Origin of the sequence: Methylobacterium komagatae (assembly GCF_042661665.1) — a bacterium.
Taxonomy (GTDB): Bacteria; Pseudomonadota; Alphaproteobacteria; order Rhizobiales; family Beijerinckiaceae; genus Methylobacterium; species Methylobacterium komagatae.
In genome coordinates, this window is the sequence record NZ_JBHSWN010000001.1 from 271,916 (window position 1) to 293,885 (window position 21,970).

24 protein-coding genes and 3 pseudogenes are annotated in these 21,970 nt (G+C 67.3%); 15 read left to right on the plus strand and 12 right to left on the minus strand.

What is annotated here, in order from left to right; all coding sequences use genetic code 11:
- The first annotated feature begins 53 nt into the window (after nucleotides 1-53).
- The 5 genes and pseudogenes from ppk2 to ACFQE0_RS01350 all read left to right on the plus strand — a co-directional run bounded on the left by ppk2 (nucleotide 54) and on the right by ACFQE0_RS01350 (nucleotide 5,413).
- Nucleotides 54-967 (plus strand): annotated as a pseudogene (ppk2, locus tag ACFQE0_RS01330) (polyphosphate kinase 2).
- A gap of 141 nt (nucleotides 968-1,108) precedes the next feature.
- Complete coding sequence (gene secG, locus ACFQE0_RS01335; protein ID WP_378966371.1) at nucleotides 1,109-1,528, plus strand: preprotein translocase subunit SecG; 420 nt, start codon at nucleotides 1,109-1,111, stop codon at nucleotides 1,526-1,528.
- Between the two features lie 166 nt (nucleotides 1,529-1,694).
- The gene (locus tag ACFQE0_RS01340) at nucleotides 1,695-3,323 is read left to right on the plus strand and encodes a CTP synthase (RefSeq protein WP_378966373.1); all 1,629 of its coding nucleotides are present in this window, start codon (nucleotides 1,695-1,697) and stop codon (nucleotides 3,321-3,323) included.
- Nucleotides 3,324-3,396: 73 nt separating this feature from the next.
- Nucleotides 3,397-3,849, plus strand: coding sequence for a DNA polymerase III subunit chi (locus tag ACFQE0_RS01345; RefSeq protein WP_378966375.1), 453 nt, complete (start codon nucleotides 3,397-3,399; stop codon nucleotides 3,847-3,849).
- 8 nt (nucleotides 3,850-3,857) lie between these two features.
- Nucleotides 3,858-5,413: pseudogene (locus ACFQE0_RS01350) on the plus strand (S10 family peptidase).
- A gap of 1 nt (nucleotide 5,414) precedes the next feature.
- Here ACFQE0_RS01350 and ACFQE0_RS01355 read toward each other — a convergent pair.
- From ACFQE0_RS01355 to hemA, 8 genes and pseudogenes are all read right to left on the minus strand, one after another.
- Nucleotides 5,415-5,792, minus strand: coding sequence for a DUF423 domain-containing protein (locus ACFQE0_RS01355; RefSeq protein ID WP_378966377.1), 378 nt, complete (start codon nucleotides 5,790-5,792; stop codon nucleotides 5,415-5,417).
- The gene (yihA, locus tag ACFQE0_RS01360) at nucleotides 5,789-6,436 is read right to left on the minus strand and encodes a ribosome biogenesis GTP-binding protein YihA/YsxC (protein WP_378966380.1); all 648 of its coding nucleotides are present in this window, start codon (nucleotides 6,434-6,436) and stop codon (nucleotides 5,789-5,791) included. Before yihA ends, ACFQE0_RS01355 begins: the two co-directional genes overlap by 4 nt.
- 16 nt (nucleotides 6,437-6,452) lie before the next feature.
- A pseudogene (gene yidC, locus ACFQE0_RS01365) lies at nucleotides 6,453-8,322 on the minus strand (membrane protein insertase YidC).
- On the minus strand, nucleotides 8,312-8,773 hold the full coding sequence (rnpA, locus tag ACFQE0_RS01370; RefSeq protein ID WP_378966382.1) for a ribonuclease P protein component: 462 nt from the start codon (nucleotides 8,771-8,773) through the stop codon (nucleotides 8,312-8,314). The pseudogene yidC and the gene rnpA overlap by 11 nt, the downstream one beginning before the upstream one ends.
- A gap of 77 nt (nucleotides 8,774-8,850) precedes the next feature.
- Nucleotides 8,851-8,985 (minus strand): 50S ribosomal protein L34, encoded by a 135-nt coding sequence (rpmH, locus tag ACFQE0_RS01375; protein WP_238205808.1) that lies wholly within the window; start codon nucleotides 8,983-8,985, stop codon nucleotides 8,851-8,853.
- 183 nt (nucleotides 8,986-9,168) lie between these two features.
- The gene (locus tag ACFQE0_RS01380) at nucleotides 9,169-9,714 is read right to left on the minus strand and encodes an adenine phosphoribosyltransferase (protein WP_378966385.1); all 546 of its coding nucleotides are present in this window, start codon (nucleotides 9,712-9,714) and stop codon (nucleotides 9,169-9,171) included.
- Nucleotides 9,715-9,796: 82 nt separating this feature from the next.
- Nucleotides 9,797-10,594: an inositol monophosphatase family protein gene (locus ACFQE0_RS01385; RefSeq protein WP_378966387.1), complete on the minus strand. Its 798-nt coding sequence runs from the start codon at nucleotides 10,592-10,594 to the stop codon at nucleotides 9,797-9,799.
- A 171-nt stretch (nucleotides 10,595-10,765) separates the two neighbouring features.
- Nucleotides 10,766-12,061, minus strand: a complete 1,296-nt coding sequence (gene hemA, locus ACFQE0_RS01390) for a 5-aminolevulinate synthase (protein ID WP_378966389.1) — start codon at nucleotides 12,059-12,061, stop codon at nucleotides 10,766-10,768.
- 420 nt (nucleotides 12,062-12,481) lie between these two features.
- Between hemA and murA the strand changes: the two genes are divergently transcribed.
- The gene (gene murA, locus ACFQE0_RS01395; RefSeq protein WP_378966392.1) at nucleotides 12,482-13,771 is read left to right on the plus strand and encodes a UDP-N-acetylglucosamine 1-carboxyvinyltransferase; all 1,290 of its coding nucleotides are present in this window, start codon (nucleotides 12,482-12,484) and stop codon (nucleotides 13,769-13,771) included.
- A 59-nt stretch (nucleotides 13,772-13,830) separates the two neighbouring features.
- On the opposite strand, the gene ACFQE0_RS01400 is transcribed toward murA, so the two are convergent.
- Complete coding sequence (locus ACFQE0_RS01400) at nucleotides 13,831-14,136, minus strand: hypothetical protein (RefSeq protein ID WP_378966394.1); 306 nt, start codon at nucleotides 14,134-14,136, stop codon at nucleotides 13,831-13,833.
- Between the two features lie 188 nt (nucleotides 14,137-14,324).
- Between ACFQE0_RS01400 and ACFQE0_RS01405 the strand changes: the two genes are divergently transcribed.
- Genes ACFQE0_RS01405 through ACFQE0_RS01420 form a run of 4 tightly spaced genes read left to right on the plus strand, consistent with a single transcriptional unit; the run spans nucleotide 14,325 to nucleotide 17,088 of the window.
- Entirely contained in the window at nucleotides 14,325-14,768 is a 444-nt protein-coding gene (locus ACFQE0_RS01405) for a DUF2948 family protein (RefSeq protein WP_378966395.1), read from the plus strand.
- A 17-nt stretch (nucleotides 14,769-14,785) separates the two neighbouring features.
- Entirely contained in the window at nucleotides 14,786-16,081 is a 1,296-nt protein-coding gene (hisD, locus tag ACFQE0_RS01410; RefSeq protein ID WP_378966396.1) for a histidinol dehydrogenase, read from the plus strand.
- Nucleotides 16,082-16,091: 10 nt separating this feature from the next.
- Complete coding sequence (locus ACFQE0_RS01415) at nucleotides 16,092-16,583, plus strand: UPF0262 family protein (RefSeq protein WP_378966398.1); 492 nt, start codon at nucleotides 16,092-16,094, stop codon at nucleotides 16,581-16,583.
- A gap of 34 nt (nucleotides 16,584-16,617) precedes the next feature.
- Nucleotides 16,618-17,088: an arsenate-mycothiol transferase ArsC gene (locus ACFQE0_RS01420; protein ID WP_378966401.1), complete on the plus strand. Its 471-nt coding sequence runs from the start codon at nucleotides 16,618-16,620 to the stop codon at nucleotides 17,086-17,088.
- Between the two features lie 10 nt (nucleotides 17,089-17,098).
- Here ACFQE0_RS01420 and ACFQE0_RS01425 read toward each other — a convergent pair whose 3' ends face one another.
- A complete protein-coding gene (locus ACFQE0_RS01425) occupies nucleotides 17,099-17,446 on the minus strand; it encodes a hypothetical protein (RefSeq protein ID WP_378966403.1) in 348 nt (115 codons plus the stop codon).
- Between the two features lie 118 nt (nucleotides 17,447-17,564).
- A complete protein-coding gene (locus ACFQE0_RS01430) occupies nucleotides 17,565-18,590 on the minus strand; it encodes a polyprenyl synthetase family protein (RefSeq protein ID WP_378975189.1) in 1,026 nt (341 codons plus the stop codon).
- 189 nt (nucleotides 18,591-18,779) lie between these two features.
- Here ACFQE0_RS01430 and ACFQE0_RS01435 point away from each other — a divergent pair, with 189 nt between their 5' ends.
- From ACFQE0_RS01435 to ACFQE0_RS01455, 5 genes are read left to right on the plus strand one after another with little or no spacing between them, the layout of a single operon-like run.
- A complete protein-coding gene (locus ACFQE0_RS01435) occupies nucleotides 18,780-19,004 on the plus strand; it encodes a putative signal transducing protein (protein ID WP_378966405.1) in 225 nt (74 codons plus the stop codon).
- Complete coding sequence (locus ACFQE0_RS01440) at nucleotides 19,001-19,723, plus strand: tRNA1(Val) (adenine(37)-N6)-methyltransferase (protein ID WP_378966407.1); 723 nt, start codon at nucleotides 19,001-19,003, stop codon at nucleotides 19,721-19,723. The genes ACFQE0_RS01435 and ACFQE0_RS01440 overlap by 4 nt, the downstream gene beginning before the upstream one ends.
- A gap of 60 nt (nucleotides 19,724-19,783) precedes the next feature.
- On the plus strand, nucleotides 19,784-20,596 hold the full coding sequence (locus ACFQE0_RS01445) for a heme ABC transporter permease (RefSeq protein ID WP_378966409.1): 813 nt from the start codon (nucleotides 19,784-19,786) through the stop codon (nucleotides 20,594-20,596).
- An 8-nt stretch (nucleotides 20,597-20,604) separates the two neighbouring features.
- Nucleotides 20,605-20,751, plus strand: coding sequence for a heme exporter protein CcmD (ccmD, locus tag ACFQE0_RS01450; protein WP_378966412.1), 147 nt, complete (start codon nucleotides 20,605-20,607; stop codon nucleotides 20,749-20,751).
- Entirely contained in the window at nucleotides 20,748-21,356 is a 609-nt protein-coding gene (locus ACFQE0_RS01455) for a DsbE family thiol:disulfide interchange protein (protein WP_378966414.1), read from the plus strand. Before ccmD ends, ACFQE0_RS01455 begins: the two co-directional genes overlap by 4 nt.
- Before the next feature lie 5 nt (nucleotides 21,357-21,361).
- Here the strand turns inward: ACFQE0_RS01455 and ACFQE0_RS01460 are convergent, their stop codons facing one another.
- Nucleotides 21,362-21,970, minus strand: coding sequence for a septation protein A (locus tag ACFQE0_RS01460; protein ID WP_378966416.1), 609 nt, complete (start codon nucleotides 21,968-21,970; stop codon nucleotides 21,362-21,364).

A 21,970-nucleotide genomic window follows, 5' to 3' on the forward strand; every position in this document is an offset into this window, starting at 1 on the left:
GTCACATGGAATTGGTCTTGAGGTCGGGCCCAAGTCCCGACCGAAAGCGACCCATGTCAGAGGATCTGAGTTCCGCAAATCCGGCGCTGGTGGAGATGATCCGCCGCGAGATCCTCGACAGCTACGACGAGGAATTGGAGCAGGATCTCGAAGACGAGCGCCTCGACCAGCTCGACGGCGATTCCGGCCACCGCGAGCCGATCGCCGGTTCTATTTCCGCGAACTGCTCCGCCTTCAGCACGAACTGGTCCGCCTTCAGGATTGGGTCCAGCACAACAAGCTGCGCGTCGTCGTGATCTTCGAGGGCCGCGACTCGGCGGGCAAGGGCGGCGTCATCAAGCGCATCACCCAGCGCCTCAACCCCCGCGTCTGCCGCGTCGCGGCGCTGCCCGCTCCGAACGAGCGCGAGCGGACTCAATGGTATTTCCAGCGGTACGTTGCCCACCTTCCGGCAGCGGGCGAAATCGTGCTGTTCGACCGCTCCTGGTACAACCGGGCGGGCGTCGAGCGGGTGATGGGGTTCTGCACCGAGGCCGACGTGGAAGAGTTCTTCCGCTCCGTCCCGGAATTCGAGCGCATGCTGGTGCGCTCCGGCATCGTGCTGCTGAAGTACTGGTTCTCCATCACCGACGAGGAGCAGGCGCTCCGCTTCAACATGCGGATCATGGATCCGTTAAAGCAATGGAAGCTCTCGCCGATGGATGTCGAATCGCGGCGGCGCTGGGAGGATTACACCCGCGCCAAGGAGGACATGCTCGCCCGCACGCACATCCCCGAGGCACCTTGGTGGGTGGTCGAGGCCGTGGACAAGAAGCGGGCGCGGCTGAACTGCATCAGCCATCTCCTCGAGCAAATTCCCTATGGCGATGTCGAGCATCCGCCGGTGCATTTGCCGGCCCGCGTGCGGCATGCCGATTACATCCGCGCACCGATCCCTGCTTCGATGCACGTGCCGGATCGCTACTGACGGGCGTGCCGTCCGTGGTTGGCGCTGGCGCCTGCATGGTGTAAGGCCCGGTCCACCTCGATGGAGCGGCGCCGGACGCCGCCCGTTTCCTGTGCCTCGACCGCCTCCGGTCGGCACGGGTGAGCGAAGACCGGATCCCCGATGCAGACCGTCCTGATCGTTGTCCACCTTCTTATCGTTCTCTCGCTGATCGGCGTCGTGCTGCTTCAGCGGTCCGAGGGCGGCCTCGGCCTCGGCGGGGGCGGCAGCGGCGGTGTCGGCGGCTTCATGACCGGCCGGGGCCAGGCGAATGCCCTTACCCGGGCGACCGCGATTCTCGCGGCCCTTTTCTTCTGCACCAGCCTGGCGCTTGCTGTGATGTCGCACCGCTCGGCGGCCCCGAAGTCGATTCTCGACTCGGGCGCCCCGGTGCCGGGCGCTCCGGCCACGCCTGCTCAGAAGCCGACCGGTGCCGACAACCTTCTGGACACGCTGCGCAAGGCGCAGGACCGCACGCCCGAGCAGGCGCCGGCCCAGCCTGCGCCGGAATCCGGCGCGCCCGCCGCGCCGCAATCGCGCTGAACGTGCCTGCGCGGGCCGCACTTCGCCCGCGCCCCCAAACCATTCTGCACGGATCGACCGCGGGTCTCGAACCCGCGGCCGTTTCGCGTGCCATCCCCAGCCACCGCCGCTTTGCACGGTCTGACCGTTTGGCAAATGCGGCTGCCTTCTTTATGGATCGAGGCCCATGACGCGGTACGTTTTCATCACCGGCGGCGTGGTCTCTTCCCTCGGCAAAGGTCTCGCCTCAGCTGCCCTCGCGGCGGTCCTTCAGGCACGCGGCTACCGCGTGCGGATGCGTAAGCTCGACCCGTATTTGAACGTGGATCCGGGCACGATGAGCCCGACTCAGCACGGCGAGGTCTTCGTGACTGACGACGGCGCCGAGACCGATCTCGATCTCGGGCACTACGAGCGGTTCACGGGCGTTCCGGCCTCACGGGCGGACAACATCACGACCGGCCGCATCTATCAGGACATCATCGCCAAGGAGCGGCGCGGGGATTACCTCGGCGCGACAATCCAGGTGATTCCCCACGTCACCAACGCCATCAAGGACTTCGTCCTGGAGGGGAACGAGGCGTTCGACTTCGTGCTGGTCGAGATCGGCGGCACGGTCGGCGACATCGAGGGCCTGCCCTTCTTCGAGGCGATCCGCCAACTCGGCCAGGAATTGCCACGCGGCACAACCGCCTTCGTGCACCTGACGCTGTTGCCCTACATCCCGAGCGCGGGCGAGCTGAAGACCAAGCCGACGCAGCATTCCGTGAAGGAGCTGCGCTCCATCGGCATCCAGCCCGACATCCTGCTCTGCCGCTGCGACCGGCCGATCCCGGTGGAGGAGCGGCGCAAGCTTGCCCTGTTCTGCAACGTGCGCGAGACGGCCGTCATCGAGGCGCGGGACGTGGCCTCGATCTACGAGGTGCCCCTCTCCTATCGCACCGCCGGGCTCGACCGGGAGGTGCTCGGCCATTTCGGCCTGGAGCATGGCGACGAGCCGGATCTCGCCAAGTGGCGCACTATCGCCGAGCGCGTTCGCAACCCTGAGGGCGAGGTCTCCATCGCCATCGTCGGCAAGTACACGGGTCTCAAGGACGCCTACAAGTCGTTGATCGAGGCGCTGACTCACGGTGGCATTAACCACCGGGTGAAAGTGAACCTCCAGTGGATCGAGGCCGAGGTGTTCGAGAACGAGGACCCGGCCCCGTTCCTCGAAGGGCTGAACGGCATCCTCGTGCCGGGCGGCTTCGGCCAGCGCGGCGCCGAGGGCAAGATTCGCGCGGCCCGCTACGCCCGCGAGAAGAAGATCCCCTATCTCGGCATCTGCTTTGGCATGCAGATGGCGGTGATCGAGGCGGCCCGCTCGCTCGCGGGCATTCCCGACGCCAACTCGACCGAGTTCGGCGAGACCTCGGAGCCGGTCGTCGGCCTGCTGACCGAATGGCTGCGTGGCAACGAGCTCGAGCGCCGGGCGGCCGAGGGCAATCTCGGCGGCACGATGCGGCTTGGCGCCTACGAGGCGAAGCTCGACCCCGAGTCGAAGATCGCACAGATCTACGGCTCCGACCGCATCTCCGAGCGCCACCGGCACCGCTACGAAGTCAACATGGGCTATCGCGAGCGTCTCGAGGCGAAGGGTCTGCGGTTCTCCGGTCTGTCGCCGGACGGGCTCCTGCCGGAAACGGTGGAGCATGTCGGTCACCCGTGGTTCATCGGGGTGCAGTTCCACCCGGAACTGAAGTCCCGCCCCTTCGAGCCGCATCCGCTGTTCAAGGGCTTCGTCGGCGCGGCCATCGAGCAGAGCCGTCTGGTCTGAGCACGGGGGTCCGGTGCGTGATCCTGCCGCCGTCCTTCGCTGAAAGGCGGCGCGGCCCTATCTTGCCGGTATCGTGACCGAGATTCTGTTCTACCACTTGCAGCACCAGCCCTTGGAACGGGTGCTCCCCACCCTCGTGGAGCGCTCGCTCGAACGCGGCTGGCAGGCGGCGATCCAGGCGGCTAGCGAGGAGCGGCTCGCCGCCCTCGACGACCAGCTTTGGACCTATTCCGACGAAAGCTTCCTGCCTCACGGCACGGACCGCGAGCCCGATGCCGCGAGCCAGCCCGTCGTCCTGACCCTGAAGGACACGAACCCGAACGGCGCGTCGATCCGCTTCCTCGTGGAAGGCGCTGATCTGCCTTCGGATGCGTCCGGCTATGCCCGCATCTGCGTGCTGTTCGACGGGACGGACCAGGACGCGCTGCTGCGCGCCCGCGAGCAGTGGAAGCAGGCCAAGGAAGCGGGCCACACGATCGCCTATTGGCAACAGGACGAATCCGGTCGCTGGAACAAGAAGGCGTGACGCCCTCCATGACGATTCCAACCGCCGGCCGCCTCGCGACCGCCCTCCTGCTGGCCCTGGCCACCCCCCTGCCGCTTGCGGCGCAAGATTCAACCCATGGCCCCTCGCCTCACGCGCCTTCTGCCCGTGCGCAGGCTTCGGGGCCGGAGGGGCGGCGCCTTCCCGCCGATTCGGTGACGAGCCAGAGCATCACCCTGCCCGACGGGCGCAAGCTCGACTTCACGGCGACGGCAGGCAGCCTGCCTCTGGTGGACGAGGGCGGAAAACTGCAGGCCGAGATCGGCTACATCGCCTTCACGCGCCCGGCGGAAAACGGACGCGAACGGCCCGTGACCTTCGCGGTCAATGGCGGACCGGGCGCGGCCTCGGCCTACCTCAATATCGGCGCCATCGGGCCCTGGCGGCTCCCGATCGGCACGGACACGATCAGCTCGTCGCAGGGCGTCGGCCTCGTGCCGAACGACGGGACGTGGCTTGATTTCACCGATCTCGTCTTCATCGATCCGGTCGGCTCCGGCTACAGCCGCGCGACCGATGGCGACGGCAAGAAATACTGGTCGGTCGATTCCGACGCCTCGACACTCGCGGCGGTCATTGCCCGCTACCTGCGGGTCAACAACCGCATGGCGAGCCCGAAATTCTATGTCGGCGAGAGCTATGGTGGATTCCGGGGTCCGCTCATCACTTCGAAGTTGCAGGAAGAGATCGGCATCGGCCTGTCCGGCATGGTGCTGCTGTCGCCCGTGCTCGATTTCGCATGGCTTGAGCGACCGCGCACCGACCCCTGGGGCTACGTGCTGCGCCTGCCCTCGCTCGCGGCCACTGGGCTTGAACGCCAGGGCAAAACGCCTGGCGCCGAAACCCTGGCTTCGGCCGAGGATTACGCCACGGGCGCCTATCTCGCCGACCTCCTGAAGGGACCGGCCGATACCCAGGCCGTGGGGCGTATGTCCGACCGCCTCTCGTCCATGACCGGTCTCGACCGTGAATTCTTCCGCCGTCAGGCAGGTCGTCCCTCGGGGCGGGGAATCCAGCGCGAGATCGGCCGGGAGAACGGCCGGGTCGCAAGCCTCTACGATACCGGCCTCACCGGTTGGGACAGCGATCCGGATTCGCTCTCCTCGGGTTTCGATGATCCGCAACTCACGGCGATGCAGGCGCCGCTCACCAGCGCGATGCTGGATCTGTACGCCCGCACCTTGAAATGGCCGGTGCCGAACATGCGCTACGAGCTGCTCAGCAGCGCGGTGAATCATGGCTGGAACTGGGGCTCGAGCCGCCAATCCCCCGAGGCCCTCTCGGCCCTCAAAAGCGCGCTGGCGCTCGACGGAAAATTGCGGGTTCTCGTTGCCCACGGCGCCACCGATCTCGTGACGCCCTACTTCGCCTCGAAGCTTCAGATCGCCCAGATCCCCCCTATGGCGGAGGGCGATTGAACCTGACGGTCTATCCCGGCGGGCACATGTTCTACGGGCGCGGCGCGTCCCGTGCGGCTTTCCACAAGGATGCCGCGGATCTCTTTGCGGCGGCGCTGAAGGACCGCGAGAACGTGCCTAAGGAGTAGCTCAGCCCCGGCTCGGTACGAGCAGAGCGACGATCCCGAGCAGCCACCCGCCCATCAAGGCAAAACCGCCGCTCGGTGCCGCCATGGGGAACAGGGGATGTCCCGCCAGCACGCGAAGGGCGAGATCGCCGCAGAACAGGCATAGGCCAATCGCGACCAGCCCCGCGGCGCCACGGGCCAACGGCGCTCGGAGCAGACCCGCCGCACCGAGCCCGATCAGGGCGAGGATGGCGGGGGCATGGAACAGCAGGAATTGCGCGGCCGTCTTGAGCGACTCGGCGCCCGCCATGTGGGCCGAGGCCGCGCTCGCGGCCACGCCGAGCAGGCCGCTGAGGCAGGCGAAGGCGCCGAGCGCACGATCAGCGCCCGCGAGCCTCACGCGCCGCGCTCCGCTAACAGGCGCGCGACGGCAGCACGGAGGTCGGCGACGCCGGAATCGTCCCGGCTGGATGTGAGAATCACTTCCGGATAAGCGGCAGGGCGCTTGGCCAATGCTTCGCGAATCCCCGCCAGACGTGACTCGATCTGGCTCTTCTTGAGAGCGTCTGCCTTGGTCAGCACGACCTGATAGCTCACCGCCGCCTTATCGAGCCCGTCGAGTACGTCCGTGTCGATACTCTTCAACCCGTGGCGGGAATCGATGAGCACGAACACGCGGGCGAGGTTGGCGCGACCCTTCAGGTAGGAATGAATCAGGTGCGTCCAGGCCTCGACCTTGGCCTTCTCCACCGCGGCGTAGCCGTAGCCCGGCATGTCCACCAGGGACATGCGGTCGCCAATGCGGAAGAAGTTCAACTGCTGTGTGCGCCCAGGGGTGTGGGAGACCCGCGCCAGGGTGTTGCGGCCGGTGAGCGCGTTGATGAGGCTCGACTTGCCGACGTTCGAGCGTCCGGCAAAGGCGATCTCGATGCCCTCCATCGGCGGCAATCGGTCGAGGGTCTGGGCGGCAGCGTAGAAATCCGCGCTGCCCGCGAACAGCAGGCGGCCGGCCTCGATGAGGCCGGCCGTTTCGTCGTCTGTCATATTTTCGGTGGTCACGTCAGCCCTTGGTCGGCGCCGTCTTGGCCGGTGTCTTGGAACCGCGCTTGAACATACCGCGCAGGTTGTCCCACAGCTCTACCTTCACGCCGTTACGACGCATGATGACGTATTGCTGCAGCACCGACAGGGTGTTGTTCCAAGCCCAGTAGATCACCAGTCCCGCCGGGAACGAGCCGAGCATGAAGGTGAAGATGATGGGCATGAAGGTGAAGATCTGAGCCTGCACCGGGTCCGGCGGCGCGGGGTTCATCTTCATCTGGATGAACATCGTAATGCCCATGATGATCGGCCACACGCCCAGATGGATCGGGACCCATTCCGGCGGCGTGAAGGGAAGCAGGCCGAACAGGTTCACGATGCTCGTCGGATCAGGCGCGGCAAGATCGTGGATCCAACCGAAGAACGGCGCGTGCCGCATCTCAATGGTGATGAACAGGACCTTGTAGAGCGCGAAGAAGACCGGGATCTGGATCAGCACAGGCCAGCAGCCCGCGACCGGATTGATCTTCTCCTTCTTGTACAGGCTCCATCATGGCCTGCTGCTGCTTGACCTTGTCCTCCTTGTACCGCTCACGGATGGCGGTCATCTCCGGCTGGACGGCCTTCATCTTGGCCATCGAGACGTAGGAGCGGTTGGCGATCGGCAGGAACAGCAGCTTCAGGCAGAGCGTCACGATCAGGATCGAGACGCCGAAATTGCCGAACAGGTGGTAGATGAAGTCCAGAGCCCGGAACATCGGCTGGGTGATGAACCAGAACCAGCCCCAGTCGATCATCAGATCGAAGTGCCGGAGGCCGAGATCCTTCTGGTAGGCGTTGATGACGTTGACCTCCTTGGCACCCGCGAACAGGCGCTGGTTGGCCGAGACGGAGGTACCGGCGGCAAGGTTCACCGCATCGCCACGGGCGCTCGCCTGGTAGACGTTGGTCGCGCCATCGGTGCGGTCGGTGAAGGCACCGGTATAGGGGGCGTTCTGCTCCGGGATGACCGCCGCCGCCCAGTACTTGTCCGTGATACCGAGGAAGCCGCCGGTCACGTTGTTGAAAGCCTTGCCCTTGGTGTTGGCGCCGCCATAGGCGCCTTCCTTGGCGAGCTTGTCGTAGGTGATCTCCTGGAGGCCGTCGTCGCCGAGATAGCCGATCATGCCCTCGTGCAGGACGTAATAGCCCTGGGTGTGCGGCTTACCCCAGCGGGAGACGAGGCTATACGGATAGAGCGTGACGGCGTTGGAGCCCTTGTTCTCGACCGAGTCGCGGACCGAGAACATGTACTTGTCGTCCACCGCGACGATGCGCTTGAACGTCAGGCCCTCGCCGTTGTCCCAGGTCAGGGTCACGGGCATGCCGGGGGAGAGAGTCTTGCCGTCGGCGGTCCAGACCGTCTCGCTGTTCGGAAGCTTGGCGTTGGAACCAACCCAGCCGAACTCGGCGTAATAGGGCGTCTCGGTCCCGGCCGGGGAGAACAGCACGATCTCCGGACTCTTGGGGTCGATGGTCTCGTGGTAGTTCTTCAGCGCGACGTCATCAATGCGCGCGCCCTTCAGGTTGATCGAACCCGAGAGGGCCGGCGTCTCGATCTTCACACGCGGGGCGCGGGCGAGCGCGGCCTCGCGCGAGACCGGACCGCCCGCAGGCATCGGTGCCGTGCCCGGCGCGGGTGCGGCCGGGCCGCCCTCCTTCGGCGAGGGCGAGGGCACGCCGTCCGGCGTCACGCCCGGCGGCTGCGTCTGCGCCTGAGCCGCCTTGTTCTGCGCTTCGATCTGCCGCTGCTGCTCGAGGCGAGGCCCAGCTACGAAGTACTGCCAACCGAGCAGCACCAGCAGCGACAGGCCGATGGCCACGAACATGTTGGTCTTGTCATTGCCCATCGGGGACACCAAGGCCTTTGTTCGGGGACGCGGGCAGCGCCGGAGGGCGCTTTCCGCGTCGAGATGATGAGGAGGGAGGCTTGCCGCCGTGATCCGGCTTGCCGACGCGGGTCACCGCGGGAATCGCCTTACGGAGATCGTCGGCAAGGGCCGCAAAATCCGCATGGAGGGCGGGGCGGCGGGCGACGAGGACGATATCGGCGGTGCGGTCCGCAAGGTCGGCGGGCAAAGCGGCGGCGACCTCGGCAACGACGGCGCGAAGACGCCGCTTGATTCGGTTACGCTCGGTCGCGTGACCGACGCGCTTGGTGACGGTGAAGCCGAGGCGCAGGCCGCCGGCCTCACTGGAACGCAGGTTGCCCTGCGCCGTCATCCGTTCGGTGTGAAAGCGGCGGCCCGCGGCAGCGGCCAGAAAATCGGGCCGCTTCTTGAGCCGTTCGATCGTCGCCATCGACCGTTCGATCCCGGCTTCAATTCCCCGGAAGGGGCCGCGCGAGTCGCGCGGCGGCGGGTCTCAACCCGCCGGGCTCAGGCCGACAGGCGCTTGCGGCCGTGGGCGCGGCGGCGGGCCAGCACCTTGCGGCCACCGGCCGTGGCCATGCGCGCACGGAAACCGTGGCGACGCTTACGGACGAGCTTGCTCGGCTGATAGGTTCTCTTCATAGCGAATGGCCTTCAAAGGTCGAGGCGCGCTCGCGGGCGGCTATGCCGCTCCCGACCTTCACGCGTCCTGCATGTCTCACAAACACGAAGGGCGCCCAGGTGGGGCGCCCCGTCGCGGGTGGGCGGCTTATGGCGGATGGGTCGGCACAAGTCAACGTTTTGCAGGCGCCGACCGGCTATTCCTCAGTGTCCGTCGAACTCCATCAGCGTGCGGACTTCGACGCCGAGGTCGCGCAGGCGGGCGGCCCCGCCGATCTCGGGCAGATCGATGACGAAACAGGCTGCGACGACCTCCGCGCCGATCTTGCGTAGCAGGTTCACCGCCGCCGTTGCGGTGCCGCCCGTGGCGATCAAATCGTCCACCAGCAGCACCCGGTCTCCCGGCCCGACCGCATCGACATGGATCTCGATCTCGTCGGTGCCGTATTCGAGGGCGTAAGCCATCGAGACGGTCGTGTGCGGGAGCTTGCCCTTCTTGCGGATCGGCACGAAGCCGCACGACAATTGGTGGGCGATGGCGCCGCCGAGGATGAAACCCCGCGCCTCGATTCCCGCCACCTGCTTGATGCCGCCGCCCGCATAGGGATGCACCAGGGCATCGACCGCCCGCCGGAACGAGCGCGGGTCCGACAGCAGAGTGGTGATGTCGCGGAAGATGATGCCGGGCTTGGGATAATCGGGAATCGAGCGGATCGATTCCTTCAGCGCGACGTGGCGGCGAGCTTCCATGCGGGCAGACTTCCCTGAAGAATGGGGCGGTTAAAGCAGAACGGCTCGCGCGGCGCCAGCAGGCGTCCCGCGCGCTCGCTCCTCAGGCCGTCTGAGCCTTCTTGAGGATGGCCAGCAGATCCCGCTGCAGGGTCTCGTTTCCGCAGCAGACGGAACGCGGACCCAACGGCTCGGCCGCGCCATCCGCGGATGTCACGAAGCCACCGGCCTCGCGCACCAGGGCGACGCCGCCCGCGAAATCGTAGGTCTGGAGATCGCGCTCCCAGTAGGCGTCGAGGCGTCCGCAGGCCACGTAGGCAAGGTCGAGCGCCGCCGAGCCCATCCGCCGCGTGCCGCCGGACACGGCCATGACAGCCGCGATTTCGCGCATCAGGCGCGGGTGGCTGCCGCGTCCGAGATAGGGCGTGCCGTAGCCGACGAGGGCATCGGCCATCTCGGTACGGGCTGCGACCCGAATACGGCGGTTGTTGAGGTAGGCGCCCTTGCCACGCTCGGCGATGAACAATTCGTCCTTGATCGGATCGAACACCACGCCCGCCACCATCACGCCCTCGCGCTCGAGGCCGATGGAGACTGCGAAATGCGGCACGCCATGCAGGAAGTTCGAGGTGCCATCCAGGGGATCGACGTGCCACGTATGGGCCCTGTCGGTGCCCTCGATGAAGCCACCCTCTTCCAGCACCATGCTGTAGCCGGGCCGCGCCTTCAGCAGCGCGTCGCGCACCACTTCCTCGGCCTTGCGGTCGGCGGCGGAGACGAAGTCACCCGGCCCCTTGCGGGACACCTGAAGGTTCTCGACCTCGCCGAAGTCGCGCCGCAGGCTGCGGGCGGCCTTGCGCGCGGCATCGACCATCACGGTCATGAGGGGCGAGGAGATCATAGCGTTTCGGACTCTTGCGTCGCGGATTCGCGACGGTGGTTACAGGCAGGACGCTGAGATGGCGAGCACGCAGAAGCAATCCAGGGATGCGGAGCGCCGTTCGCGCGCCCGACATCCCCGGATTGCTTCGCCAACGCTTGCGATGGCGGCAAGAGCGGTGGACCGAAGCCCCTACTCAGCCGCTTCGACGAAGACCGTGCCCGCGCGCGGCAGGCCGAGCGTCGCCCAGGTCTCGCTCAGGGCCTCGGTGAGGCGGGCGATCTGGGCAGCGTCGTGGAACGGCGACGGGGTGATGCGCAGCCGCTCCGTACCGCGCGGCACGGTGGGGTAGTTGATCGGCTGGATATAGATCTTGTGCCGCTCCAGCAGATGGTCCGCCGCCGCCTTGCACAGCTCGGCATCGCCCACCATCACCGGAACGATATGCGTCTCGGTTTCGAGGAGCGGGAGACCGGCCGCATCCAAAGCCGCCTTGGTGGCGGCAGCCTGCTTCTGGTGCGCTTCGCGCTCGGCGCCGGACCGCTTGAGGTAGCGGACCGAGGCGGTGGCCGCCGCAGCGACAGCAGGCGGCAGGGCCGTCGTGAAGATGAAGCCGGGTGCGAAGCTTCGCACGGCGTCGCAAATCGCCGCCGAGCCGGTGATGTAGCCTCCGACGCAGCCGAAGCCTTTGGCGAGCGTGCCCTCGATGACGTCGACCCGGTGCATCACGCCGTCGCGCTCGGCGATGCCCGCACCGCGCGGCCCGTAGAGGCCGACTGCGTGAACCTCATCAAGGTAGGTCATGGCGCCGTAGCGGTCGGCGAGGTCGCAGATCTTTCCAATCGGCGCGATGTCGCCGTCCATGGAATAGACCGACTCGAACACGATCAGCTTGGGCCGGTCGCCTGCCTCGCGCAGCAACTCTTCGAGATGTCCCAGGTCGTTGTGGCGGAAGATCTTCTTCTCACAGCCGGAATGACGCACGCCCTCGATCATCGAGTTGTGGTTGAAGGCATCCGACAGGATCAGGCAGTCCGGGATCAGCTTAGCAATGGTGGAGATGCCGGCCTGGTTCGAGACGTAGCCCGAGGTGAAGACGAGGCCCGCCTCCTTACCGTGAAGATCGGCGAGTTCGCGCTCGAGATCGACCAGGGGCGAGGTGTTGCCCGCGATGTTGCGGGTGCCGCCCGCGCCGACGCCGCAGCGTGCGGCCGTCTCGGTCATGGCGCCGACCACTTCCTGGTGCTGGCCCATGCCGAGGTAATCGTTGGAGCACCACACGGTGATCTCGGCGACCGTGCCGTCCGGACGGCGCCACTTCGCGGCCGGGAAGCGGCCGGAAATGCGCTCGATATCCGCGAAGACACGGTACCGCCGCTCGCTGTGGAGCCCGTCGAGGGCCTTGCGGAAATACGTATCGTAGCCGCCGCCCGCCCGCACCTCCGCCACGGGGGCGAGCGTCTTGCCGGAGTTCCGGAATGCGGGCATTGCGCGTCCTTCTGAGGGGGTCGCCGCCGGTTGGCTGTCGTGAGGTGGCGCGTTGTATACCGGTTCTGCGCCGATCTGGAACCGCTACAAGTCGAAGGTCGGCCCTCCGCGCCCTGCAACCCTCCCTGGATCCAGATCAATGCACGAGGAGAAACCGGCCTCGCGGGACGAACGTCTGAAGGCGGCGCTCAGAGCGAATCTGCGTCGGCGCAAGGCTCAGGAGCGCGGCCGGGCGACTCCGGAAAAACCGGATGCGGCCCGAGACGACGGGACGCAGGAGCGGGACGCGCCGGTTGTATTCGCGGCAAACGGTCCCGATTCCGACAAATCCGGTCTATAGCAGCCTCCGGCTAAGCCTGGGCGCCTGCGCCCTCTGACGAATTTCGGCCCCGCCGCGTGCCGGGGGCTCAGGACACAACCATGGATCGCATCCACATCACCGGCGGCGCGCCACTCAACGGCGTGATCCCGATTTCGGGCGCCAAGAATGCGGCCCTGCCGCTGATGATCGCCAGCCTCATGACCGGCGAGACGCTGGAACTCATCAACGTGCCGCGTCTGGCCGACATCACGGCCCTGCTCCGCATCCTCGGCAACCACGGCGTCGATCAGATGGTGGTGGGCAAGCGGCCCGGTCAGACCTCCGAGACCGGCCAGACGATCCGCCTCACCGCCTCGAACATCATCGACACCACGGCGCCCTACGACCTCGTGTCGACCATGCGGGCGAGCTTCTGGGTGATCGCGCCCCTGCTGGCTCGGTTCGGCGAGGCGAAGGTGTCCCTGCCGGGCGGCTGCGCCATCGGTACGCGGCCGGTCGACCTGCTGATCATGGCACTGCAGCAGCTCGGCGCCGAGACCGAGATCGACGGCGGCTACGTCATCGCCAAGACGAAGAAGGGGCTGCGCGGGGGGCAGGTGTCCTTCCCGAAGGTCACCGTCGGCGGCACGCATGTCGCCCTGATGGCCGCTGCTCTCGCCTATGGGACGAGCGTGATCGAGAACGCCGCCCGCGAGCCGGAGGTAGTGGACCTCGCCGACTGCCTCAACAAGATGGGTGCGCGCATCAAGGGAGCGGGCACGCCGCGCATCGAGATCGAGGGTGTGGCCCGCCTCAACGGCGCCCGCCACGAGGTGCTTCCCGACCGGATCGAGACCGGCACCTACGCTATGGCCGTGGCGATGACCGGCGGCGATGTCGTCCTGAAGGACACGCGCGCCGACCTGCTTCATTCCGCCCTCGACGTGCTGGCGACCACGGGCACAGAGATCACGCAGGTGGATGGCGGCATCCGCGTCCGCCGCAACGGCGGGGGTATCGCCGCCGTGGACGTGACGACGGACCCGTTCCCCGGCTTCCCAACCGATCTGCAGGCGCAGTTCATGGCGCTGATGACGCTGGCCAAGGGTCAGTCGCATATCCGCGAAACGATCTTCGAGAACCGCTTCATGCACGTGCAAGAGCTCGCCCGCCTCGGCGCGAAGATCCGGCTCGACGGCGACATGGCGATCGTCGAGGGTGTCGAGCGCCTGCGCGGCGCGCCCGTCATGGCCACTGACCTGCGTGCGTCGGTCTCCCTCGTGATCGCGGGCCTTGCCGCCGAGGGCGAGACGCAGATCAACCGAGTCTACCACCTCGACCGCGGCTTCGAGGGCCTGGAGGCCAAGCTCGGGCGGTGCGGCGCGCAGATCGAACGCGTGCGAGCATAAGCTGCTCCGACGCTCAACGAGAAACGGGCGGCCCTCGCCGCCCGCTTCGAAGGGAATGATCAGCCGCCAATGGCGCCGCGCTTGAGGCCGAAGCCAGGGATCTCGCAGCCGCAGGGCGCATTGAACGGGCCCGGACGAGTCGGGCAATTGCCGCGCGCGGTCACACAGATCCGGCCGAAGCGGCGCGGGCCGTCATCGTAATCCTCGCGGTAATGGCGGCGGGGACGATCGTCGTAGTAATCCGGCGGCGGCGGACGGCGCGGGCGGTAGTCATAATCGTCTCGGTAATATTGCGCGCTTGCCGGCGTACCCAGCGCCGGAGCGAGCGCGAGGGCGGTCAGAACCGCCAGCGTGATGCGCTTCACCGTGATTGTCCCGTCTGTCGTCCGGCCGCGTTCCGGCGGCCTCGGTCATGCACAACCTAGCCGTGCGATCATGAACGGCGAATGAGGCGGGACGATCGGACCACGCCGCCGTTGCCCGGACAAGCCGTCGCCGCTACCTACGCCCTGCCGCCCCGCCGGGGGCACCCATCACCCGACCGGAACCCGAGATGGAGCTTCTGAAGCTCGCCGCCCTGGACGCCGAGGATCTCACGGTCATCTCGGCCCACCTGCAGGATGCGATCCTGCGGCCGGAGGACCTGACCTACATGATGGCCGAGAAGCGCTTTGCCCTGGTGCTGCGCCGCTTCGACTGGTCCGCCGGGCCGAAGGCGCAGCCGCGTCGGCGGCTCACGGGCCTGCATTTCGAGCGGGTGCTGGGCGTGCGCACGCGCGGCCTCCGGCAGGGACCGGACGCGATGCCGCTGAGCCTCCTGGCGATGACCTTCACGCCCGGTGATGCGCCATCGGGATATGTGGAAATCCTGTTCTCCGGGAACGGGACGATCCGCCTGGAGGTGGAGTGCATCGAGGTCCGCATGCGAGACCTCGGCCCGGTCTGGGAAGCGGCCAAGCGGCCTGGACATGACGACGCGGCCGGACCGGCGGCCTGAGACGGAGAGGGACGAACATGGTCCGCATCGACAGCCGGGATCCGGATTTCGCGAAGTCTTTCGCGCATCTTTTGACCCTCAAGCGCGAGATCGCCGAGGACGTGGACGATGCCGTCCGCAAGATCATCGCGGACGTGGTCGCGCAGGGTGACGACGCCCTCGTCGCCTATACGCGCCGCTTCGATCGCCTAGGCGACGACTTCTCGGCCGAGCGTCTGCGCATCGGCCCGGAGGAGGTTGCCGCCGCCGTGGCCGCCTGCCCGGCTGATGCGATCGAGGCGCTGAAGCTTGCCGCCGAGCGGATCGAGACCTTCCACCGCGCCCAGAAGCCTGCCGACCACAAGGCGACGGATGCCCTGGGCGTCACCTCCGGCTGGCGCTGGACGGCGCTCGAATCGGTCGGCCTCTACGTTCCGGGCGGGACGGCGAGCTATCCGTCCTCCGTGCTGATGAACGCCGTTCCCGCGCGGGTCGCGGGCGTACCGCGCATCGTCATGGTAGTGCCGACCCCGGATGGAACCCTGAATCCGCTGGTCCTCGCCGCCGCGCAGCTTGCGGGCGTGGACGAGATTTACCGGGTCGGCGGGGCTCAGGCCGTCGCCGCCCTCGCCTACGGCACGGCGACCATCGCGCCGGTCGCCAAGATCGTCGGCCCCGGCAATGCCTGGGTCGCGGCAGCCAAGCGCCGGGTGTTCGGGCAGGTCGGCATCGACATGATCGCCGGCCCCTCCGAGGTGCTGATCCTGGCCGATGGCGAGGCCAACCCGGACTGGATCGCTGCCGACCTCCTGGCCCAGGCCGAGCACGACACCGCCGCCCAGGCCGTGCTCATCACGGACAGCGCCGAGCTCGCAGATTCCGTGGAAACGGCCGTGGAGCGGGCGCTCACCACCCTTCCCCGCGCCGAGATCGCCCGGGCGAGCTGGCGCGATTACGGGGCGATCGTGCGCGTGCGCGACTTCGACGAGGCGATCCCTCTCGTTGACAGAATCGCTCCCGAGCACCTCGAAATTGAGACGAAGGACGCGGAAGCCCTGTCCCTCAAGGTCCGCAACGCGGGTGCGATATTCCTCGGCTCGCACACGCCCGAGGCGATAGGCGATTACGTCGGCGGCCCGAATCATGTCCTCCCGACCGCCCGCTCCGCCCGTTTCTCCTCCGGGCTCGGCGTGCTGGATTTCATGAAGCGCACCACGGTGCTCGCCTGTACGCCGGAGAGCTTGCGGGCGCTCGGGCCCGCGGCGATAACGCTTGGCCGGTCGGAGGGCCTGGAAGGCCACGCCCGCTCCGTGGCGATCCGGCTGAATTTGTGAGGCGGTGGGGATGTCGGACAAGGAGGGGGCGGACAAGAATCCGAATCGTCTCGTCGCGGTGACATTGGACGAAGCGTCCATCGCCCGCGGCAACCCCGATCAGGAGCACGAGCGCGCCATTGCGCTCTACGACATTCTGGAAGGCAACAGCTTCTCGATTCCCGGCCGGGAGGGCCCGTACAAGCTCGTCCTCGGCCTCGTGGAGAACAAGCTCTCCTTCGCCATCAGCACGGCGGCGGGCGACCCGGTGATGACCCACCTGTTGTCCCTCAGCCCGTTCCGCCGGGTCATCCGCGATTACGAGATGATCTGCGAGAGCTATTACAACGCGATCCGCACTGCCTCTCCGAGCCAGATCGAGGCCATCGACATGGGTCGGCGCGGACTGCACAACGAGGCCTCGGAGACGCTGAAGCAGCGCCTCGATGGCAAGGTTGATCTCGACCACGATACCGCGCGCCGCCTGTTCACCCTGATCTTCGCCCTTCACTGGAAAGGCTGAATCAGTGGCGGACGCACGTCCGGCCTAGGCCGCCATGGCCGAGCCGCCACCCGATCCGCTCCCGCGGAAGCCGCGGGTGCAATCCGTCCTGTTCATGTGCAATTTCAATGCGGTGCGCTCGCCCGCCGCCGAAGCCATCGCACGCCACTATTTCGGCAAGTCGATCTATGTGCAGTCGGCCGGCGTGCGCGAGGGCGAGCCGATCGACCCGTTCATGGTCGCGGCGCTGGATGAGATCGGCATCAATGCGAGTCGCCACCGCCCCCGCACGATCGAAGAGCTGGAGGATTGGGAGGGTCTGAACTTCGACCTGATCATCACCCTGGCGCCCGAGGCCCACCACAGGGCACTCGCCCTCACGCACACGCTGGCGGCCGATGTGGAATACTGGCCAACGCCTGACCCCACCTTGGTCCAGGACGCTTCCCGCGAACAACGCCTCGACGCCTATCGGGACGTGCGCGACGGTCTCACGGCGAAGATCAAGAAGCGTTTGAAGTCGTAAGTTCGCGCTCTCAGCGCAGGACCGGCAGGGTATTGGCGGCGAGCGTCCCGAGAAGGGCAGCGCGTTCGCGCGCCACGAGATCAGGCCGTGCCTGGGCAATGTCGTCCGCGTCGAGCAGCGGCGAAGCCGAGAGCGCAAGGAGATAGGCGCTTTCCTCACCCCGACAGGTGCGCAAAGCTGCGTCCGCCGCGAGATCCCGGCCGGTCAGCGAGGCGCCCTCGGCATAGGCTCTCCCGAGGCAGCTTCTCCACGAGGAATGCGCCGTGGCGGCATCCCCCGCCCAGGAACGGGCCGGGACCAGCGCAACCATGATGGCGGCGGCGGACAGGGCGAGGAGGGAGCGACGGAGAGCGGCCACGGGTGGATCCGGTCGGCGGAAAGCACCCGTTAGCCTTCACGGAGAGGATCAAGAAACCCTTAACGGGACCTAGCCTCTTGTCGATAAGTCTGGGCGTACCCCTGGCGGCACGCGTGCCTCAGTGCGCCCGCGCGACGCAGAACTCGACCGCATCGAGGAGCGCCGAGCGCACCGGACCTGCGGGGAAAATATCCAGCGCGGCCTTGGCCGTCTCGCCGTAATGGCGAGCGCGGGCGACAGTCTCTTCCAGAGTGCCGTGGCGGCGCAGGATCGACAGCGCCGTGGCGAGGTCGTCGTCGCGGATCTCACCGCGCGTCAGCGTCCGGCGCCAGAAGCCTCGCTCCTCCTCGTCGCTACGCCGGTAGGCAAGGACGATCGGCAGGGTGATCTTACCCTCGCGGAAATCGTCACCGACATTCTTGCCGAGCTCCGTCGAGGTGCCACCGTAATCGAGGGCGTCGTCGATGAGTTGGAAGGCGATGCCGAGATTCATGCCGTAGGAGCGGGCGGCCGCCTGCTCCGCCTCGCTGCGCTGGGCGATGACCGGCCCGACCTCGCAAGCCGCCGCGAAGAGTTCAGCGGTCTTGCCGCGGATCACGGCGAGATAGGCATCCTCGCTGGTCTCGAGGTTCTTGGCGGCGGCGAGCTGCATCACCTCGCCCTCGGCGATCACCGTCGCCGCGGCCGAGAGGATGTCGAGCGCCTTCAGGGAGCCGACCTCCACCATCATGCGGAAGGCTTGGCCCAGAAGGAAATCGCCGACGAGCACGCTCGCCTCGTTGCCCCACTTGATGCGCGCGGCGACGCGGCCCCGGCGCATGTCGCTCTCGTCCACCACGTCGTCGTGAAGGAGCGTGGCGGTGTGCATAAACTCGACGCTGGCGGCGAGCTTCACATCACCGTCCTTGCCCGCCTCGTCCACGTAGCCGCAGAGTTGCGCACAGGCGAGGGTGAGGATCGGCCGCAGGCGCTTGCCGCCGGAAGCGATGAGGTGGTTCGCCACCTCCGGGATCATCGCGACATCGGAGCCCGTACGGGACAGGATCGTAGAGTTGACCCGCTTCATCCCGTCAGCCACCAGCGCGACGAGGTCGTTCAGCCCGGCCTCGTCAGGCTTCTGCGGGTTCTCGATCGTGGCGGCGATACCCAAGATCCGTGACTCCCAAACCGGGCCGTGCGGGAAACGTCCGCGCGGAAAACATCGGCGCCGTCCAATCGCATGGTGCCTGCGGCGTCGCAACATTCGCCGATATGGGACAGACCGCATCCGTACTCCACGCGGCGAATGCGCCAACCCGTCGCTGGTATCCCGGCGCAGAGGAAGACCAGCCCGATGATCGAATTGATCCGCGCGAACGATATCGTCCTCATCGGCTTCGCGCGCTCCTTACTGGAAGATGCGGGCATCCCGGTTCTTGTGGCGGACGAACACATGAGCGCGATGGAAGGCTCGATTGGTATGTTCGGCCGTCGCCTGCTCGTGCCGACCGATCACGGCGCGCAAGCGCGGCGCATCTTGAAGGATGCCGGTCTCGCCCACGAGTTGCGCGAGCCGTGAGCGAGGCGGACGCCTTCCTCGGCGGCAGGCTGCATCTGCGCCAGCCGCCACGCGGTGCGCACCGGGCCGGAACGGATGGCGTGCTGCTTGCGCGGCTTCTGACGCCAGAGCCGGGCGAGCGGCTCTGCGATCTCGGATCGGGGCCGGGGATCGTCGGCCTCGCCTGCGCCGTGCTGCGGCCGGGCCTTTCCGTCACGCTGGTGGAGCGTGATGCCGCGATGGCGGAGTTGGCCCGTGCGAACGCCGCTCTCAACGCCATTCCCGCCACGGTGATCGAGACCGACGTGCTTGCCCCCGGCCGGGGCCGAGCCGCCGCAGGCTTGCTGCCGGACAGTTTCGACCGGGTGCTGACGAACCCACCCTTCTTCGAGGACGGGCGCTACCGCCGCTCGCCCGACGCTCTGAGGGCCGCCGCCCATGGCTTCCCGGCGGACGGCCTCGACGGGTGGATCCGCACCTGCGCCTCGATCCTCCGTCCGGGCGGGACACTCGGGCTCATCCACAGGGCGGATGCCCTGCCACAATGCCTTGCGGCCCTGAGAGGTCGTTTCGGCGGGATCGAGGTGCGGCCGATCCAGGCGAAAGCGGGTGAGACGGCGATCCGCATTCTGGTCTCGGGCGTGAAGGGCAGCCGGGCGCCCTTCAGCCTCGCGGCGCCCCTGATTCTCCACGCCGAGGATGGGCGCTTCACACCCGAAGCCGAGGCTCTCCACCGCTGAGAGGCCCCGTGCCGAAGCGCGCATTGTTGCTGCACCGCACCCTGAGGTAGGAGCACAGGCATGTCCGAGACCGTGCCGACGCCCTCACTCTGGACCCGGTTGTCCAACCCCGGCCATTTCATGCGCTGGTCGGGGAAGATCGTACCGTGGCTGGCGACCCTGTCGGTCGCGGCTTTGGCCTATGGCCTCTACCTGACCTTCTTCGTCGTGCCCGCCGATTACCAGCAGGGCGAGACGGTGCGGATCATGTACATCCACGTGCCCGCAGCATGGCTCGGCGTGTTCTTCTACGGCGCCATGACCCTATCGGCGATCGGCACCCTGGTCTGGCGGCATCCCCTCGCGGATGTGGCGCAGCGGGCCGCCGCGCCGATCGGCGCGGCCTTCACGCTCGTCTGCCTCGTCACCGGCTCGCTCTGGGGCAAGCCGATGTGGGGCACCTACTGGGTGTGGGATGCCCGGCTGACCTCGATGCTGGTGCTGTTCCTGATTTATTGCGGACTCATCGCCCTGTGGCGGACCATCGAGGATCCCAACAAGGCGGCGCGGGCGGTGGCGATCCTCACCCTGGTCGGCGCGGTGAACCTGCCAATCATCAAGTTCTCGGTGAACTGGTGGTCGACGCTGCACCAGCCCGCCTCGATCCTGCGGATGGGCGGGTCCAGCATCGACCCGTCGATGCTCTATCCGCTGCTGCTGATGATCGGCGCGGCGACGCTCGGTGGAACCACGTTGCATCTCTACACGATGCGCACCGAGATCATGCGCCGCCGGGTTCGGACCTTGACGATCCGTGAGGCGGAACGGCTCGATGCGGGCGCCCGCCGGATCGTGCCCGCCCCTGCCTCGGCGCCGCTTCCTCAAGCCCTTTAGGCCACTTCGTGTTTGATCTCGGATCGCATGGCGGCTTCATCGTCGCTGCCTACGCCTTCACGGCGCTGATCATGGTCGGCCTCGTCGGGAACGCCCTGCGCGACCGCGCGGCCCAGCGGCGGTCGCTTCGCCGCTTCGGGGAGGATCGGCGTTGAGCACTCACGAAGAGACCGGCGCCCCTGCGCCGCCGCGCCGCTCCCTGCTGCTGGCCCTGCCGGTCGTCGTCTTCGTCGTGCTGGCGGGGGTGATGTTCGTGCGCCTTCGCTCGGGCGCGGACCCGTCCGCCCTCCCCTCGGCCATGATCGGCAAGCCGGTGCCGAGCTTCACCCTGCCCGCCGTTCCGGGCCTCGCCAAGGACGGCGCCGCCGTGCCCGGCCTCGCGAGCACGGACCTGAAGGGCATCGTGACGGTGCTGAACGTCTTTGCCTCGTGGTGCGCCCCCTGCCAGGTCGAGCACCCAATGCTGATGCGGCTCGCCCGCGAGCCGGGCATCCGCCTCGTCGGGATCGACTACAAGGAGCCTAACCCGGCGGCGGGGCAGAAATTCCTCGACCGGCACGGCGTCCCGTTCTCGGCCGTCGGTGCCGACGCGGAGGGCCGCGCGGCCATCGATTTCGGCGTCTACGGTGTGCCGGAAACCTTCATCATCGGCCCGGATGGAGTGATCCGCGACAAGATCGTCGGCATCCTCACCCCCGAGAACTACGCCAGCGTCCTCACCCGCATCCGGGCTGCGGGCAAGGTCGCGGAGGCGCGGTAGGGCGTTCAGGCCTCCGGCTGCTTCTGCTCGTAGCGCATCAGCAGCGGGGTCTGGGCCAGGGCGAAGAGCACGGTGATCGGCATGATGCCGAACACCTTGAATTTCACCCAGAACTCGTAGTCCTGCGTCCGCCAGACGATCTCGTTCAGCACGGCGAGCGCCAGGAAGAACAGGCCCCAGCGTAGGGTCAACCGCCGCCAGCCCTCGTCGGTCAGCGAGAACACGCTGTCGAGCACCACCGACAGCAGCGGCTTGTTGAACAACAGGCCGCCGAGCAGGATCAGCCCGAACAGGGTGTTCACGATCGTCGGCTTGATGACGAAGAACGTCTTGTCCTGCAGCGCGAGAGCGAGGCCGCCGAACACCAGCACCACGACGCCCGAGACCAGGGGCATGATCGGCACACGGCGCAACAGCGCGAAGTGGATTGCCAGCGACACGAAAGTCGCGCCCACGAACAGCCCGATGGCAGTGTAGGTCACCTGATCGCCGGTGAGCCCCAGACGTTCGCCGAACGCGTTGGAAAGGAAGAACAGCACCAGCGGACCCATTTCGAGCCCGAGCTTGGCGAGCGGCGGCAGGTGCCGACGTGGCGGAATGGCTTCGATCTGCAT